We start from the raw sequence: 15,328 nt of genomic DNA, 5'->3' as shown, positions 1-15,328 counted from the left end.
CCGTCGACATGATCGTTATGCCCCGCGCATCACTTGTCGACCAGCCGCTTCGGCACCGACAGCGCGAGCAGCCCGCCGAGCACGAGGAACCCCGCGAGCATGTACATGCCCGCATCGTTGACGCCCGTCGCCTGCTTGAGCCAACCCATCAGGTAGGGGCTCAGGAAGCCCGCGAGGTTGCCGATCGAGTTGATCATCGCGATGCCGGCCGCGGCGGCCGCACCGCCGAGGAACGCGGTCGGCAGGCTCCAGAACAGCGGCAGCGTCGTCAGGATGCCGATCGTCGCGAGCGTGAGGCCGAGCATCGCGAGCGCGGTCTGGTGCGCCCAGATCACCGACAGCACGAGCCCCAGCGCACCGATCGCGGCCGGAATCGCGAGGTGCCAGCGGCGCTCGCGGCGCTTGTCCGCGCTGCGCGCGATCAGGATCATCGCGACCACCGCAGCCGCATACGGAATCGCCGACAGCAGGCCGATCGCGAACGTGTCGGTGACGCCCGTCGCCTTGATGATCGTCGGCAGCCAGAAGCCGACGCCGTAGAGCCCCATCACGAACGAGAAGTAGATCAGCGCCATCAGCCACACGCGCGGGCTCGACATCACGGCGCCGAGCGGCAGGTCTTCCTTCGTCGCTTCCTCCGCATCGACGTTGCGCGCGAGCAGCGCCTTTTCGTCGTCGGTCAGCCAGTTCGCCTTCGCGATCCGGTCGTCGAGCTTGAGAAACACGAGCACGCCGACCAGCACCGACGGGATGCCTTCCAGCAGGAACAGCCATTGCCAGCCGTGCCAGCCGCTCACGCCGTCGAACGCTTTCAGGATGAAGCCCGACAGCGGCCCGCCGATCACGCCGGACAAGGCGACTGCCGTCATGAAGAAGGTCGTCATCCGGCCGCGCCGGTGCGCGGGATACCAGTAGGTGAGGTACAAAATCACGCCGGGGAAGAAGCCGGCTTCGGCGAGCCCGAGCAGGAAGCGCATCACGTAGAACATCGTGGGTGTCGTGACGAACATCGTCAGGATCGAGATCACGCCCCACGTCGCCATGATGCGTGCGATCCACACGCGCGCGCCGACCTTGTGCAGGATGATGTTGCTCGGCACCTCGAAGAGGAAATAGCCGAAGAAGAAGATCCCGGCGCCGAGCCCGTAGACGGTGTCGCTCAGGTTCAGGTCGCTCGCCATCTGCAGCTTCGCGAACCCGACGTTCACGCGGTCGAGATACGCGACCACGTAGCACAGCAGCAGGAGCGGCGTGAGCCTCCACGACACCTTGCGGTAGGTTGCTTCCTCGAATGCGCCGGACGAACCCGGCAGCGATTGCGTCGATGTTGCCATGTTGTCTCCTGTCGACCCAAGTTGGCGCTTTAGCGCTTACTTGGGTCCCATGCTATGCGGTCGACCCAAGTTGGCGCTTTAGCGCTTGCTTGGATCCCATGCTTTGCGGTTTTTATGGTTGACCGGAGCCGATACATCGGCACCCGATCCGGTTTCGTGCGAAGCAATACATGAATGCCGTGCCGGCCGGTGAATCCCGACGCGGCACGCGAACAGCCCGGTGCGGCTAGATGCAGCGTCCGCCGTCGACTTCGAGACAGACGCCCGTGATGAATTCGGCCTCGTCGGACGCGAGGTAAAGCGCTGCGTTCGCGATGTCCTGCGGGGTCGAGAAGCGGCCGAGCGGGATTGTCGCGAGGAAGCGGCTGCGGTTGTCGGGCGTGTCCTCGCAGCCCATGAATTCGGTCATCAGGGCCGTCTCGCCGAGCACGGGGTTGATGCAGTTCACGCGGATGCGGTCGGCGCCGAGCTCGGCCGCGAGCGACTTGCTCGCGGTAATCATCGCGCCCTTCGTGCTGTTGTACCAGACGAGGCCCGGGCGCGGCCGCACGCCGGCCGTCGACGCGACGTTCACGAACACGCCGCCGCCCTGTGCGCGGAAGTACGGAACGAAGGTCTGCACGCTCCAGAACAGGCTCTTCATGTTGACCGCGTACACGCGGTCGAACTCGGCTTCCGTCACGTCGAGCACCGGCTTGTTGCGGTGCGTGGTGCCTGCGTTGTTCACGACGATCTGCACCGAATGGAAATCGTCGAGCGCGGCCTGCAGCAGCGCGTGCCAGTCGTCCTGCTTCGACACGTCGCCCGCCACCGCGATCGCCTTGCCGCCCGCGAGCGCGATCTCGCTCGCGACGCGCTCGGCCGCCGCGCCGTTCACGTCGTTGACGACGACGTTCGCGCCTTCGCGCGCATACGTCTTCGCGATGCCTTCGCCGAAACCCGAGCCGCCGCCCGTGACGATTGCCGTCTTGCCGCTCAACCGCATGGTGTGTCTCCTGTGCTGGTTATGAGAGTCGTCGTGTTGCGCGATGCGGCCGGCCGCTGCCGGCCGCGTTTCGCGTGCCGCGCGTTCAGCCGTGCCGGATCGCGATCGTCTTCAGCGCGGTAAAGCCGTACAGCGCCTCGAAGCCTTTTTCGCGGCCGTGACCCGAGTGGCCGACGCCGCCGAACGGCAGTTCGACGCCGCCGCCCGCGCCATAGTTGTTGATGAACACCTGGCCCGCGCGCAGGCGCCGCGCGACGCGCATCTGGCGCGCGCCGTCGCGCGTCCAGATGCCTGCGACGAGGCCATACGGCGTGCCGTTCGCGAGTGCGACGGCTTCGTCTTCGTCGACGAAGCGCATCGCGGCGAGCACGGGGCCGAACACTTCCTCCTGCGCGAGCCGGTGCGACGGCGGCACGTCGCGCAACAGCGCGGGCGCCTGGTAGAAGCCGCTTTCGGGCGCGTCGGCGACGACCTGCCCGTGCGCGGCCATCGGAATGCCGTCGTGCTGCGCGTCGGACAGGAAATCCCACACGCGCTGCTGCTGCTTCGCGTTGATCAGCGGGCCGCAGTCGAGGTCGGCGCGGCTCGGGCCGACGCGCAGCCCGTTGAACGCGGTGGCGAGGCGCTCGAGGAGCGGCTCGTAGACCGCGCGCTCGACCAGCACACGGCTGCCGGCCGAGCAGGTCTGGCCGCCGTTCTGCACGATCGCCGACACGAGCACGGGCAGCGCCGCTTCGAGATCGGCATCGGCGAACACGATCTGCGGCGACTTGCCGCCGAGTTCGAGCGTGACCGGCACGTGGTTCTCGGCCGCCATCTGCGTGACCAGCTTGCCGGTGGCCGGCGAACCCGTAAACGAGATGTGGTCGATGCCCGGATGGCGCGCGAGCGCGGCGCCGGCTTCATGGCCGTAGCCGGTGACGATGTTGAGCGCACCGGCCGGCAGCCCGGCCTCGGCGGCCAGCTCGGCGACGCGCAGCACCGACAGGCACGCATCCTCGGCCGGCTTGACGACGCAAGCGTTGCCGGCCGCGAGCGCCGCGCCGACGCTGCGCCCGAAGATCTGCATCGGGTAGTTCCACGGCACGATGTGGCCGGTGACGCCGTGCGGCTCGCGCACCGTCAGCACCGTATAGCCGGCCTGGTAGGGGAGGGTTTCGCCGTGCAGCTTGTCGGCGGCGCCTGCATAGAACTCGAAGTAGCGCGCGAGCGCGGCCGCGTCGGCGCGCGCCTGCTTCAGCGGCTTGCCGGTGTCGCGCGCCTCGATCGCCGCGAGTTCCTCGATGGAATCGGCCACGCGCGCCGACAGCCGCATCAGCACGCGGCCGCGCTCGGCGGCGCTCGCGGCGCCCCATGCGCCTGCGAACGCATCGCGGGCCGCGGCGACCGCGCGCTCGATGTCGGGCGCGGTGCCGCGCGCGATCGTCGCGAACGGCTGGCCGTCGGACGGATCGACGACCGCGATCGTTTCCAGTTGCGCGGGCAACGTCCATTCGCCCGCGATGAAGTGCTTCGCCTCTTCCATGCCTGCTCCTGTCGACATGCAACGCCGCTTGTGGTTCGACGGCCGGACATCCGGAACGATTATCGCGCCGATCGTCATCCGGACGCCACCGATCGATTGGCTATAATGGCGCATTCCGTTGAGGGACGCCTGCGGCGGTGCATCGGCCGCGGCGCCCTGTCCCGAATTCCCATCGACCTACAGAGAGCGCTCATGAGCTTCAATCATGTTCCGGCCGGCAAGGACCTGCCGCAAGATTTCAACGTGATCATCGAGATTCCCGCGCAAAGCGATCCGGTGAAGTACGAGGCGGACAAGGAGCTGGGCCTCCTCGTCGTCGATCGCTTCATCGGCACGGGCATGCGCTATCCGGTGAACTACGGCTACATCCCGCAGACGCTGTCGGGCGACGGCGATCCGGTCGACGTGCTGGTGATCACGCCGTTCCCGCTGCTGGCCGGCTCGATCGTGCGTTCGCGCGTGCTCGGCATGCTGCAGATGACCGACGAGTCGGGCGTCGACGCCAAGCTGGTCGCGGTGCCGCACGACAAGATCTGCCCGATGACGGCGAACCTGAAGTCGATCGACGACGTGCCCGAGTACCTGAAGGACCAGATCAAGCACTTCTTCGAGCAATACAAGGCGCTCGAGAAGGGCAAGTGGGTGAAGGTCGAAGGCTGGGCCGGCATCGAAGCCGCGCACAAGGAAATCACCGACGGCGCCGCGAACTACAAGAAGTAAGCGGCGCGCCGGCGGACGGCCGGTTCGTGTGAAACGCAAAACCGCGCGTGTCTCCTCAGGAGGCCGCGCGGTTTTGTTTTGCGCGCGCGGTTTTCTTGCGTGCGGAAGGCGATGCGGGTGCGGGCGGGGTGGTGGTATCCAGTGTGTCCTTCGCGCGTTCGGCGCGGCGACGGACAACGGAGATTTCGGTGGCTTCGGCGGGTTTCGTGGCCGACGGACGGCGGCGAACCGGTGCGGGCGCGACGGGTTTGCTGCTGGCTGCCGACGTTTTTCTTTTCGACGACGGGGACGCGGCCGGTTGGTCTTTTTTTGCCGGTGTGCCGCGCGACGAGGTCTTTTTTACGACCGCATCGCCGCCGGTCTTCGCGTTCTTCGCGATCGGCGCGGCTTTTGCCGCCTTTGGAGCATTGGCGGCTTGTCGGGTCTTCGCGGTTTTCGCAGACTTGATGGCTTTCTCGGCTTTCTCGGCTTTCTCGGCTTTCTCGGCTTTCTCGGCTTTCTCGGCTTTCTCGGCTTTCTCGGCTTTCTCGGCTTTCCCGGCTTTTGCGGTCTTCGCGGCAGGCTGCTCCGTTTCAGCCGTCTTCGTCGCGCTATCGACGTTCTCCGCTTTTGCCTTCACCTTCTTCCGCCCGCGCGCACCCGCCTTCAACCCGGCAGCCTCACCACTCCCGTCGACCGCCACACCAACCGGCAGCACCGATTCCAGCGTCCGCAACCCGGCCGCCAGCTCGCGTTTCTGCGTGGGTGTGAGTCGCTTCACCCAGTATTCGGCGCGCGACGCGCTCGACCGGTCGGGCAGCGGAAACGACGCGAGCACCGCGCGCGGCTTGCGCGAGCGCGTGTAGCGCGCGCCCTTGCCGGCGGCATGCTCGTCGAAGCGCGCGGCGACGTCGGTCGTGATGCCCGTGTAGACGCTGTCGTCAGCGCATTCGATCAGATACAGAAACCAGGACATGGCAGGGCGGCGGGATGCGAAGCCGCCAGTGTCTCAGAAAAGGCATGCGTCAACGCCACCGATCGCCGTGTCCGTCGCGGAAGCGGCTCGGCGCCGCGCCGAGTTCGCGCGTGAAGAAACGCGTGAACGCGCTGGTGGACCGGAAGCCGACGCGCACGCCGATCTCGCCGATCGGCAATTGCGTATTCAGCAGCAGGTCGCGCGCCTCGCCGAGCCGCGCCTGCGCGACGAGCGCGTGAAAGCCGACGGCTTCGCGATGCAGCCGCCGGCGCAGCGTCCAGCGCGACATCGCGAAGCGCGTGCACACGTGCTGCATCAGCGTGTCGGTCGGCACGTCGGCGTCGTCGGAGGTACGCAGCCAGTCCCGCACGCATTGCTCGACGGACGAGCCGAACGTCGAGCGCACGCGAACCCGGTCGCGCGCGGCGTCGGCCGCATGACGCTGGATGCCGGCGAGCGGCGCGTTGTAGCGCTCGAACGGCGTGTCGAAGTGCGCGGAGCGCAGCACGATGCGGTTGTGCGCGGCGTCGAACGACACCGGCGCGCCGAGCATGTCGCGCAGCGCGGCCGCGGGCGCGAACGCCCGGCCCGCAAATTCCGCGTCGCCGACGCGCACGTGCGGATCGTACAGGCGCGCGAGCGCCGCGAGGATCGCGAGGTTCGCGAGCGCGCTGCCCGCATGCCGGCCCTCTCCTTCGTTCACGTATTCGAGCGCGATCGCATCGCCGTTCTCGTGCGCGAAGACCCAGTCGACGTTGCCGATCAGTTCGCGATAGTGCAGGTAACCGTGCAGCGCGTCGCGCAGCGTCGCCGCGTTGCACGTGACGCCTGCGAGCTCCGGGAACGGCACGAGCCACGGCACGGCCTGCGGCGGCGAGCGGTGCCAGGACAGCGGCCATCCGCTCGTCAGCCGCATCGCGGCGACGTGCCGGTCGCCCGCGATGCGGCGCGTGTCGTCGGCCAGTTCGGCCGGGCCGATGCCGAGCGTCTCGTACAGCGGCGCGATGTCGATGCCGTTCGCGCGCGCGTCTTCGCACAGCCAGCGGTAGATCCGGACGGATACCGATTTCTGTCTCAACTCCATGTCTGTCTCCCTGTCGTCATGCCGTTCGGGTTTGTCCCCGCTGCGAGAGGTCAACGCATGCTCCTGCCGGTCAAGCGTGGTGACCGGTCGATTTTTAGACTCGGACGCTGGAGTGTGGCAACAAGTACAACAGATCGATTCAGGAGGATCAATGAAAACTTCGCTGTTCCGGTGTTCGACGATCGCGTCCGCGTGCGCGCTCACGGTGCTGCTCGCGTCTTGCGGCGGCGACGACATTCAGCCGGGCCCGGTTGCGCCGGCCGACCCCGATGCCGCGGCCGACCAGCGCGCGGCCGCGCTCGTCGCGCAACTGACGACCGACGAGAAGCTGCAACTCGTGCACGGCACGGGCATGCCCGCACTCGGCCTGGGCGGCCCGTTTCCGGCCGACGCGCTGAACGGCGCGAGCTACATCCCGGGCGTGCCGCGGCTCGGCATTCCGGGCGTCAGCAGCGCCGATTCGGCGGGCGGCGTGAACGTGAAGAACGCGCGCGTGACCGCGCTGCCCGCGCCGGTCGCGCTCGCGGCGACGTGGGATACGGCGCTCGCGGGCACCTACGGCACGCGCATCGCGCTCGAATTGCGCGCGCTCGGTTTCGCGGAAGGGCTCGGCGGCGGCGTGAACCTCGCGCGCGAGCCGCGCAACGGCCGCACGTTCGAATACATGGGCGAGGATCCGGTGCTCGCGGGCACGCTGAGCGCCGCGCGCACGAACGCGACGCAGGCGCAGAAGGTGATCGCGACGATCAAGCATTTCGCGTTCAACGACCAGGAAACCAACCGGATGACGATCGATTCGGTCGTCGACGAACGGACCATGCGCGAGGCCGAGCTGCTCGCGTTCGAGATCGGCGTGAAGGACGGTCAGCCGGGCAACGTGATGTGCTCGTACAACAAGCTCAACGGCGTGTATGCGTGCGAGAACCCGTATCTGCTGACGACGGTGCTGAAGAACGAATGGGGCTTCAAGGGCGTCGTGCAGTCGGACTGGGGTGCGACGCATTCGACGGTCGCGGCCGTACAGGCGGGACTCGACGAGGAACAGCCGGGCGCGGCCGACGACGGCAACGCGCCGCTCGGCTCGTTCTTCAACACGAAGCTGCGTGTGGCGCTGCAGGCCGGCAGCGTATCGGTCGCGCGTTTGAACGACATGGTGCAGCGCAAGCTGCGCACGTTGATCCGCATCGGCGTGATGGACGCGCCGCCGAAGGCGGGCGGTGCGATCGACGAAGCGGCGGGCAACGCCGATGCGCTCGCGATCGCGCGGCAATCCGCGGTGCTGCTGAAGAACGCGGCCGCGTCCGGCGATGCGCAGCCCGTGCTGCCGCTGGCGGCCGGTGCGCTCAAGTCGGTCGTCGTGATCGGCGGGCGTGCTGACGTGGGTGTGCTGTCGGGCGGCGGCTCGGGTGCGGTGCCGGCGATCGACGGCAATGCGGTGACGACCTGCCAGCAGCCGGCCGGCACGTTGTTCGGCGGCTGCGCGACCTGGTACAAGTCCGCGCCGCTCGCGGCGATCCGCGCGAAGGCGCCGAACGCGTCGGTCAGCTATTTCGACGGGAACGACGCGAATGCCGCCGCGACCGCGGCCGCGCAGGCCGACGTCGCGATCGTGTTCGCGACGCAGTGGCAGACGGAAGGGCTCGACCTGGCGAGCCTGTCGCTGCCTGATGCGAAGGCCGATCCGTACAACCAGCAGTACGACCAGAACGCGCTGATCGCGGCAGTCGCGGCGAAGGCGAAGCGCACGATCGTCGTGCTCGAGAACGGCAGCCCCGTGCTGATGCCGTGGCTCGCGAACGTGCACGGCGTGCTCGACGCGTGGTATCCAGGCGTGCAGGGCGGCCAGGCGATCGCGGACCTGCTGTTCGGCGATGCGAACCCGTCGGGCCGGCTGCCGCTGACGTTCCCGAAGCAGGAAGCCGACCTGCCGCAACTGGCGATCGACCCGGCGAGCCGGCAATCGGTCTATGCGGAAGGCCTCCCGTACGGTTATCGCTGGTTCGACGCGAAGGGAATCGAGCCGCTGTTCCCGTTCGGCTACGGGCTGTCGTACACGACGTATGCGCTCTCCGGGATGACCGCGGCGGCTGACGCATCGGGCAACGTGACGGTCGGCGTGACGGTGACGAACACGGGCGCGCGGGCCGGCGTGCAGACGGTGCAGATCTATGCGGCGCTGCCCGCATCGCTCGGCGAACCGCCGAAGCGGCTCGTCGGCTGGACGAAGGTTGCGCTGCAGCCGGGCGAAGCGCGCACGGTCAGCGTCGTGGTGCCGGCGCAGCGGTTTGCGACCTGGGATGTAGGCACGCATGCATGGCGGGTGAGCGCGGGCAGCTATACGCTCACGGCCGCCGCGTCGTCGCGCGATCCGCAGGCGCTGTCGCAGGCGGTGTCGCTCGCGGCGCGCTGACCGGCCGCATCATGTGCAGGGCAGGCCCGGGGCGGCGCCCCGGCCGGCCCTGCGCCGAATTCGCCCGATGCGGGCGGCGCACGAGCCGTCTCGCGCTACTCGGTGCCGCGCCGGAACGGATCGTGTTCGCGCAGTTCGTCGACGTACGCGTGAATCTGCTCGGTCTCGCGTTCGAGAAAGCGCGCGACCGCATCCGAGAACGCCGGGTGCGCGAGCCAGTGCGCGGAGTGCGTGACGGTCGGCAGGAAACCGCGCGCGAGCTTGTGCTCGCCTTGCGCGCCGCCTTCGAACGTATCGAGCCCGGCCTCGATGCAGAATTCGAGCAGCTGATAGTAGGCCGTTTCGAAATGCAGGCAGGGCACGTGTTCGAGCGCACCCCAGTAGCGGCCGTACAGCGTGCCGCCGCCGTGCTCGCCGCGCCGATAGATGGCGAGCGCGCTCGCGATCGGCTGGCCGTCGGCTTCCGCGATCACGAGCAGCAGGTTCTCGGGCATCGTCGCGCCGATCGTGCGGAAGAAGTCGAGGTTCAGGTACGGGCTCGAAAAGTGTTCGCGGTAGGTCTGCCGGTAGCAGCGCGAGAAGAAGCGCCAGTCGGCGTCGGTGATCCGGTCGCCGGTGAGCCGCCGGAACGTCACGCCCGCATCGTGCACCTTGCGCCGCTCCGCGCGAATGTTCTTGCGCTTCTTCTGCTCGAGCGTGGCGAGGAAATCGTCGAAGTGGCGGTAGCCGTCGTTGATCCAGTGAAACTGCACGCCTTCGCGCAGCATCATCCCCATCGATTCGAGGAGCCGCGCTTCGTCGCCCGTCGGGAACAGTACGTGCAGCGACGACACGTCGCTCTGCTCGGCGAATGCGAGCAGCGTGGCCGCGAGCCGGCGGCGCGCGTCGTCGTCGGCCGCGAGCAGGCGCGTGCCCTGCACCGGCGTGAACGGCACCGCGCACAGCAGCTTCGGGTAGTAGGGCAGGTCGTTGCGCTGGTACGCGTCGGCCCACGCCCAGTCGAACACGTATTCGCCGTACGAATGCTGCTTCGCGTAGACGGGCGCGGCGGCAACGAGGCGGCCGGTGCCCGCATCGGTCAGCGTGACGAAGTGCGGCGACCAGCCGGTATCGTCGACCGCGCAGCGCGCGACGTGCAGCGCGTCGAGGAATTCGTGGCGCAGGAACGGCGTCGGCTGCGCGTCGCGCGCGAGCAGCGCGTTCCATTCTTCGGCCGGCACCTCCGCGGGAGACGACAGGATGCCCGTGCGATAATCGATGCGTTCGTGTTTCAAGCGTGAATCCGTACCGTTGGATGTTGCCGGACGCGTGCCGCCGTGGCCCGCGTCCGGGACGATTTCGTCAGCCGTTCAGGGCGCGCCGCCGGGCTGCGCCGATCCCGTCATGAAGACCCGACTCGCTCTCGCCCAGATCAACGTCACCGTCGGCGATTTCGCCGGCAACGTCGCGCGCATCGTCGCGGCCGCGCGCGCCGCGCACAACGATGGTGCGCACCTGATGGTCGCGCCCGAACTCGCGCTGTCCGGCTATCCGCCGGAAGACCTGCTGCTGCGGCCCGCGTTCTATGCGGCGGCCGCCGCCGCGCTCGACTCGCTCGCCGACGCGCTGAAGGCGTTCGACGGGCTCGCGGTGCTGGTCGGCCATCCGTTGCGCGGCGTGGGCGGCGATCCGCCGGGCGGCGCTCCGCTCGCGTCAGCCGTCGATGGTAATGCAAACCGCCCGATCGAGCGCGGCGTGCCGCCCACCGACACTTTCAACGCGGTGTCGCTGATCGTCGGCGGCGAGATCGTCGGCACCTACCGCAAGCAGGATCTGCCCAACGCCGAGGTGTTCGACGAGAAGCGCTATTTCGCGACGGACGCCGAGCCGCTCGTGTTCGAACTGAACGGCGTGAAATACGGCGTGATCATCTGCGAGGACGCGTGGCACGCGTCGGCCGCGCAGATCGCGAAGGCGGCCGGCGCGCAGGTGCTGCTGATCCCGAACGGCTCGCCGTACCACATGAACAAGGAAGCGGTGCGCATCGACATCCTGCGCGCGCGGATTCGCGAGACCGGGCTGCCGATGGTGTACGTGAACCTCGTCGGCGGCCAGGACGAGCTCGTGTTCGACGGCGGCTCGTTCGTGCTCGACGCGCAGGGCGCGCTCGTCGCGAAGATGCCGCAGTTCGACGAAGGGCACGCGATCGTCGAATTCGACGGCGCGCGGCCGCTGCCCGGCGCGATCGCGCCCGAGTTATCGACGGATGCGCAGGTGTACCGCGCGCTCGTGACCGGCGTGCGCGACTACATCGGCAAGAACGGGTTTCCCGGCGTGCTCGTCGGGCTGTCGGGCGGCGTCGATTCGGCGCTGGTGCTGGCCGTCGCATGCGATGCGCTCGGGCCCGAACGCGTGCGCGCGGTGATGATGCCGTCGCGCTTCACGGCCGACATCTCGACCACCGATGCGGCGGAGATGGCGCGGCGCGTCGGCGTGCGCTACGACGAGATCGCGATCGCGCCGATGTTCGACGCATTCCGCGCGTCGCTCGCGGGCGAGTTCGCGGGCCTCGCTGAAGACGCGACCGAGGAGAACATCCAGGCGCGCATCCGCGGCACGCTGCTGATGGCGCTGTCGAACAAGTTCGGCTCGATCGTGCTGACGACCGGCAACAAGAGCGAGATGGCGGTCGGTTACTGCACGCTGTACGGCGACATGGCCGGTGGTTTCGCGGTGATCAAGGATATAGCGAAGACGCTCGTGTACCGGCTCTGCCGCTATCGCAACGAGACGGCCGACTACGTGCTGCGCAACGTGATCCCCGAGCGAATCCTGACGCGCGCGCCGTCGGCCGAGCTGCGCGAGAACCAGACCGACCAGGACAGCCTGCCGCCGTACGACGTACTCGACGCGATCATGCGGATGTACATGGAAGAAGACCGGCCGCTCGCCGAGATCGTCGCGGCCGGTTACGCGCAGGCCGACGTCGAACGCGTGACGCGGCTCATCAAGATCAACGAATACAAGCGCCGCCAGGCGCCGATCGGTATCCGCGTCACGCATCGCGCATTCGGGCGCGACTGGCGCTATCCGATCACGTCACGCTTTACCGAGCGTCTCGACTGACCCGTGCGCGGCTTGCCGCACGGCTTACTGCACGGCTTACAATCGGGATCGCGATTTTTCATCCAAACGAGCATTGAGGGACAACCATCATGAAACGCATCACAGCCATCATCAAGCCGTTCAAGCTGGACGAAGTCCGCGAAGCGCTCGCCGAAGTGGGTCTCACGGGCCTGACCGTGACGGAAGTGAAGGGCTTCGGTCGCCAGAAGGGGCATACCGAGCTGTATCGCGGCGCCGAATATGTGGTCGACTTCCTGCCGAAGATGAAGATCGAGGTGGTCGTCGCGGAAGCGCAGGTCGACCAGGTGATCGACGCGGTGATCGGCGCGGCGCGCACCGGCAAGATCGGCGACGGCAAGATCTTCGTGTCGGACGTCGAACGGGTGATCCGCATCCGTACCGGCGAAGAGAACGAAGCGGCCGTCTGAGCACCGTATTCGTCAGTGGGCCGTGCGAAACCGGCCCGCCAATAAAAAACGGTGCGATACCCGGTAGGGTACCGCACCGATACGCGCCTCTCGCAGCAGCGTGGAAAGTGTTGCCGAATCGTTCTTTGGACGGCGCCTGATCAGAACAGGTGCTGGATGCCGGCGTAGACGCCGGTCTGGCTGCCGCCCGGATGCGGGTTGCCGGTCGACACGGCCGTGCCCGCGCCGTTCGCGTTCAGGCTGAAGTTGGCCGTCGAGCTGTTGCGCACCGTCGCGACCTGCACGTCGAACAGCGTGCGCTTCGAGATGTTGTACGTGCCGCCGACCGTGTAGATGTTCGCGTTGCCGCCGCCGTGGTTCGCGTTCACGTGATACACGGCCGCGATCAGCGCCGCCGCCGGCGTGGCCTGCCACGTCACGCCGCCCCAGACCTGCTGGGTGCCGGTGATGCCGTTGTTGACGGCCGGGCCGCCGCTGCCGTCCGCGTGCGACGACTGGTAGGCGGCCTGCAGCTTGAACTGGCCGAGGAACACGTTCGCGCCCGCGAAGTATTCACGCGAGTAGTTGAACACGTCCGAGAAGCGGCCGTTGCTGTCGCGCGTTTCGTCGTAGATGCCGCGCAACTGGAACAGCGAGTTCGTGTAAGTGATCTGCGCGCCGGCTGCACGGCCCGGCTGGCCGGCCGTCGTGTTGCCGTTGAAGCTGGTGGAGTTCGAGAACGCAAACTGGCCGTAGAAGTCGAAGCCGTAGAACTGCGGCGACTGGTACGACACGTTGTTGCTGGTCTTGTTCCAGTTGCGGCCGCGCACCAGCGATGCCGACGACCAGCTCGACTGGCCCAGCGGATCGAAGTCCCACACGCCGTTCGCGATCGCGAGTTCGCGACCGAACAGCAGCGTACCGTAGCGGTCGTTCGAGATGCCGACCGTCGCGAAACGATCCCAGATCGAGCCGGACGTGCCGAGACCGCCGTTCATCGTGTTGAACGCGCCTTCGAGGTGGAACAGGACCTTGTTGCCGCCGCCGATGTCCTCGCTACCCTTCAAGCCCCACAGGCTCGTGCCCCAGTCGCCGCTTTCAGCGCGTACTCGGTGGCCGTCTTGCAGGCCGTTCATGTACTCGATGCCTGCATCCAGGCGGCCATACAGCGTGACGCTGCTCTGCGCGTGCGCCGTCACCACCCCAGCAGCCATCAGCGCGGCCGCGACCAAAGCTTTCTTCATCATCTCCTCCATACCCTGTCAAAAAGTCAACCCAGACTGCACGAGATGCCCGGAGCGCGAGCGCCGGGCAAAAGCGGGATAACCAGGGAGACCTCGTGCAGGGCCGGTAAGCGCGGCACGCGGGCAAGCAGACGGAAAACCGTTGAGCGGTCCCGCGCAGCCGGGTCGGCCTGCGGGGTCTCCTTGTATTGTCGTGAAGCTAAACTACATTTCACGAACTTCGTTTTGCTACTTTGGTTACTAATTTAGCAAAAATACAATTTTGTGGCGATGGAAATCGTTGTTTGACTAACACCTGTCGCCAATTTGCCATGCAACACAGTGCGCAACAGGTGCCATAAGGGTTCGCAATTACCGGAAAACCCTTGTCCCGCAAGGGAGACATGAATTCCGCGTACATGGGTCAAGGATTGCCACTATTGACGTTGCAGGGGCGCGGGCGTAAGCGCGAAAGAGGTGAAATCGGTAAGTATTTCGTAATGATTCGGCGGCCGCCGGATGCCGCTGTCCCATGCCTGCAACGCCCGCCGCATAAGGCGTGCGGCTGCGGCGTATCGAGTTCAGCCGGGGCCCGGCCGTGCGTCGAGCAACTGCGCGCGAATCCAGCGGTGCGCATCGGTGCGTGCATGCTTCGCGTGCGAGTAGACCTTCAGCGTGTAGCGAGGGATTTCGAACGGCGCGGGGAAGATGCGGATCGGCGCCGCGTGCCGCAGCGCCTGCGCGGCGCGGTTCGGCACGGTCATCAGGAGTGCGGATTCCGCGATCACGAACGGCGCGGCGAGCACGGTCGGCAACTGCACGGCGACCTGCCGCGCGAGGCCGAGCCGGTCGAGCACGTAGTCGACGACGCCGCGCGCTTCGTTCCACGGCGTGACGACCACGTGGCGGGCCGCCAGGTACTGGTCGAGCGTCAGCCGCCGGCGGATGTCCGGATGCGCGGCGCTTGCGATCACGACGTAGTCGTCGGAGAACCAGTCGAAATCCTCGATACCCGGCGCGTCGGCCGTCGATTCCTCGTGGTAGCCGAGCGCGAAATCGATGCGGCCGGCCGCCAGCTCGTCGACGGAAATCTTCCGGTCGGAATGCACGACGCGGATCCGCAGCCGCGGCGCGACATGCTGGATGCGGGCGAGGAACGCCGGCAGCACCGCGAACGCCGTGTAGTCGGTCGCGGCGAACACGAACGTGCGATCGCTTTGCGCGGGATCGAAGCGGCGCGCGCGGGCGAGCCCCTTCGACATTGCGTCGAGCGCGTCGCCGGCCCACGTGGCGATGTCGTCGGCGCGCACGGTCGGCTGCATCTCGTTGCCGAGGCGCACGAACAGCGCGTCGCCGATCGCGTCGCGCAGCCGCGCGAGCGCGTGGCTCAGCGCGGACGGGCTCATCGCGAGCTCGTGCGCGGCCGCGGCGACCGACCGGTGGCGGTACAGCGCGTCGAACGCGAGCAGCAGGTTCAGGTCGAGACGGCGCAGGTCGGGATGCATCATGTTCAGGTCAAGATGAAGAAACTGCACTTCCTGCAGGCTTGGCATGAACGTAGCATGACGGTCCGATCGGCG

General features: G+C 67.5%; 12 protein-coding genes. 4 read left to right on the top strand and 8 right to left on the bottom strand.

Translation table 11 applies throughout. The features are described 5' to 3' along the window. Positions 1-29: 29 nt before the first annotated feature. The 3 genes from FPJ27_RS31510 to FPJ27_RS31500 all read right to left on the bottom strand — a co-directional run bounded on the left by FPJ27_RS31510 (position 30) and on the right by FPJ27_RS31500 (position 3,844). Positions 30-1,334: an MFS transporter gene (locus tag FPJ27_RS31510; protein ID WP_072440902.1), complete on the bottom strand. Its 1,305-nt coding sequence runs from the start codon at positions 1,332-1,334 to the stop codon at positions 30-32. A 226-nt stretch (positions 1,335-1,560) separates the two neighbouring features. After that, a complete protein-coding gene (locus FPJ27_RS31505) occupies positions 1,561-2,319 on the bottom strand; it encodes an SDR family oxidoreductase (protein ID WP_204424100.1) in 759 nt (252 codons plus the stop codon). Positions 2,320-2,404: 85 nt separating this feature from the next. Further along, positions 2,405-3,844 carry an aldehyde dehydrogenase family protein gene (locus tag FPJ27_RS31500; RefSeq protein ID WP_072440956.1) on the bottom strand — a complete coding sequence of 480 codons (1,440 nt, stop codon included), beginning with the start codon at positions 3,842-3,844 and terminating at the stop codon, positions 2,405-2,407. A gap of 192 nt (positions 3,845-4,036) precedes the next feature. Between FPJ27_RS31500 and ppa the strand changes: the two genes are divergently transcribed. Continuing rightward, positions 4,037-4,564 (top strand): inorganic diphosphatase, encoded by a 528-nt coding sequence (ppa, locus tag FPJ27_RS31495; protein WP_034178734.1) that lies wholly within the window; start codon positions 4,037-4,039, stop codon positions 4,562-4,564. Positions 4,565-4,619: 55 nt separating this feature from the next. Here ppa and FPJ27_RS31490 read toward each other — a convergent pair whose 3' ends face one another. Together FPJ27_RS31490 and FPJ27_RS31485 are read right to left on the bottom strand one after the other, a co-directional pair. Then, positions 4,620-5,519 (bottom strand): GIY-YIG nuclease family protein, encoded by a 900-nt coding sequence (locus tag FPJ27_RS31490; RefSeq protein ID WP_204424098.1) that lies wholly within the window; start codon positions 5,517-5,519, stop codon positions 4,620-4,622. Positions 5,520-5,568: 49 nt separating this feature from the next. Continuing rightward, a complete protein-coding gene (locus FPJ27_RS31485) occupies positions 5,569-6,603 on the bottom strand; it encodes an AraC family transcriptional regulator (protein ID WP_204424095.1) in 1,035 nt (344 codons plus the stop codon). Between the two features lie 151 nt (positions 6,604-6,754). Between FPJ27_RS31485 and FPJ27_RS31480 the strand changes: the two genes are divergently transcribed. Next, positions 6,755-9,013, top strand: coding sequence for a glycoside hydrolase family 3 C-terminal domain-containing protein (locus FPJ27_RS31480; protein WP_204424092.1), 2,259 nt, complete (start codon positions 6,755-6,757; stop codon positions 9,011-9,013). 95 nt (positions 9,014-9,108) lie between these two features. Here FPJ27_RS31480 and FPJ27_RS31475 read toward each other — a convergent pair whose 3' ends face one another. Beyond that, a complete protein-coding gene (locus FPJ27_RS31475) occupies positions 9,109-10,287 on the bottom strand; it encodes a GNAT family N-acetyltransferase (RefSeq protein ID WP_204424089.1) in 1,179 nt (392 codons plus the stop codon). Between the two features lie 109 nt (positions 10,288-10,396). Here FPJ27_RS31475 and FPJ27_RS31470 point away from each other — a divergent pair, with 109 nt between their 5' ends. Both FPJ27_RS31470 and FPJ27_RS31465 read left to right on the top strand, forming a co-directional pair. Further along, positions 10,397-12,118 (top strand): NAD+ synthase, encoded by a 1,722-nt coding sequence (locus FPJ27_RS31470; RefSeq protein WP_204424087.1) that lies wholly within the window; start codon positions 10,397-10,399, stop codon positions 12,116-12,118. Between the two features lie 89 nt (positions 12,119-12,207). Beyond that, positions 12,208-12,546, top strand: coding sequence for a P-II family nitrogen regulator (locus FPJ27_RS31465; protein WP_006398637.1), 339 nt, complete (start codon positions 12,208-12,210; stop codon positions 12,544-12,546). A 140-nt stretch (positions 12,547-12,686) separates the two neighbouring features. Here FPJ27_RS31465 and FPJ27_RS31460 read toward each other — a convergent pair whose 3' ends face one another. After that, positions 12,687-13,772, bottom strand: a complete 1,086-nt coding sequence (locus tag FPJ27_RS31460) for a porin (protein WP_072440952.1) — start codon at positions 13,770-13,772, stop codon at positions 12,687-12,689. 557 nt (positions 13,773-14,329) lie between these two features. Then, positions 14,330-15,256 (bottom strand): LysR family transcriptional regulator, encoded by a 927-nt coding sequence (locus tag FPJ27_RS31455; protein WP_072440891.1) that lies wholly within the window; start codon positions 15,254-15,256, stop codon positions 14,330-14,332. Between the last annotated feature and the right edge of the window lie 72 nt (positions 15,257-15,328).

This window comes from Burkholderia sp. MS455 (genome assembly GCF_016899445.1).
GTDB classification, from domain to species: domain Bacteria; phylum Pseudomonadota; class Gammaproteobacteria; order Burkholderiales; family Burkholderiaceae; genus Burkholderia; species Burkholderia pyrrocinia_C.
The sequence above is the reverse complement of the archived record's forward strand: the minus strand, read 5'-3'. Positions and strand labels throughout refer to the sequence as shown.

Bases quoted from the DNA above. Each gene is read 5' to 3' on its own strand.
- FPJ27_RS31470 (WP_204424087.1), top strand. From the start codon at position 10,397: ATGAAGACCCGACTCGCTCTCGCCCAGATCAACGTCACCGTCGGCGAT.
- FPJ27_RS31455 (WP_072440891.1), bottom strand. From the start codon at position 15,256: ATGATGCATCCCGACCTGCGCCGTCTCGACCTGAACCTGCTGCTCGCG.
- FPJ27_RS31465 (WP_006398637.1), top strand. From the start codon at position 12,208: ATGAAACGCATCACAGCCATCATCAAGCCGTTCAAGCTGGACGAAGTC.
- FPJ27_RS31485 (WP_204424095.1), bottom strand. From the start codon at position 6,603: ATGGAGTTGAGACAGAAATCGGTATCCGTCCGGATCTACCGCTGGCTG.
- FPJ27_RS31505 (WP_204424100.1), bottom strand. From the start codon at position 2,319: ATGCGGTTGAGCGGCAAGACGGCAATCGTCACGGGCGGCGGCTCGGGT.
- FPJ27_RS31510 (WP_072440902.1), bottom strand. From the start codon at position 1,334: ATGGCAACATCGACGCAATCGCTGCCGGGTTCGTCCGGCGCATTCGAG.
- FPJ27_RS31480 (WP_204424092.1), top strand. From the start codon at position 6,755: ATGAAAACTTCGCTGTTCCGGTGTTCGACGATCGCGTCCGCGTGCGCG.
- FPJ27_RS31500 (WP_072440956.1), bottom strand. From the start codon at position 3,844: ATGGAAGAGGCGAAGCACTTCATCGCGGGCGAATGGACGTTGCCCGCG.
- FPJ27_RS31490 (WP_204424098.1), bottom strand. From the start codon at position 5,519: ATGTCCTGGTTTCTGTATCTGATCGAATGCGCTGACGACAGCGTCTAC.
- FPJ27_RS31460 (WP_072440952.1), bottom strand. From the start codon at position 13,772: ATGATGAAGAAAGCTTTGGTCGCGGCCGCGCTGATGGCTGCTGGGGTG.
- ppa (WP_034178734.1), top strand. From the start codon at position 4,037: ATGAGCTTCAATCATGTTCCGGCCGGCAAGGACCTGCCGCAAGATTTC.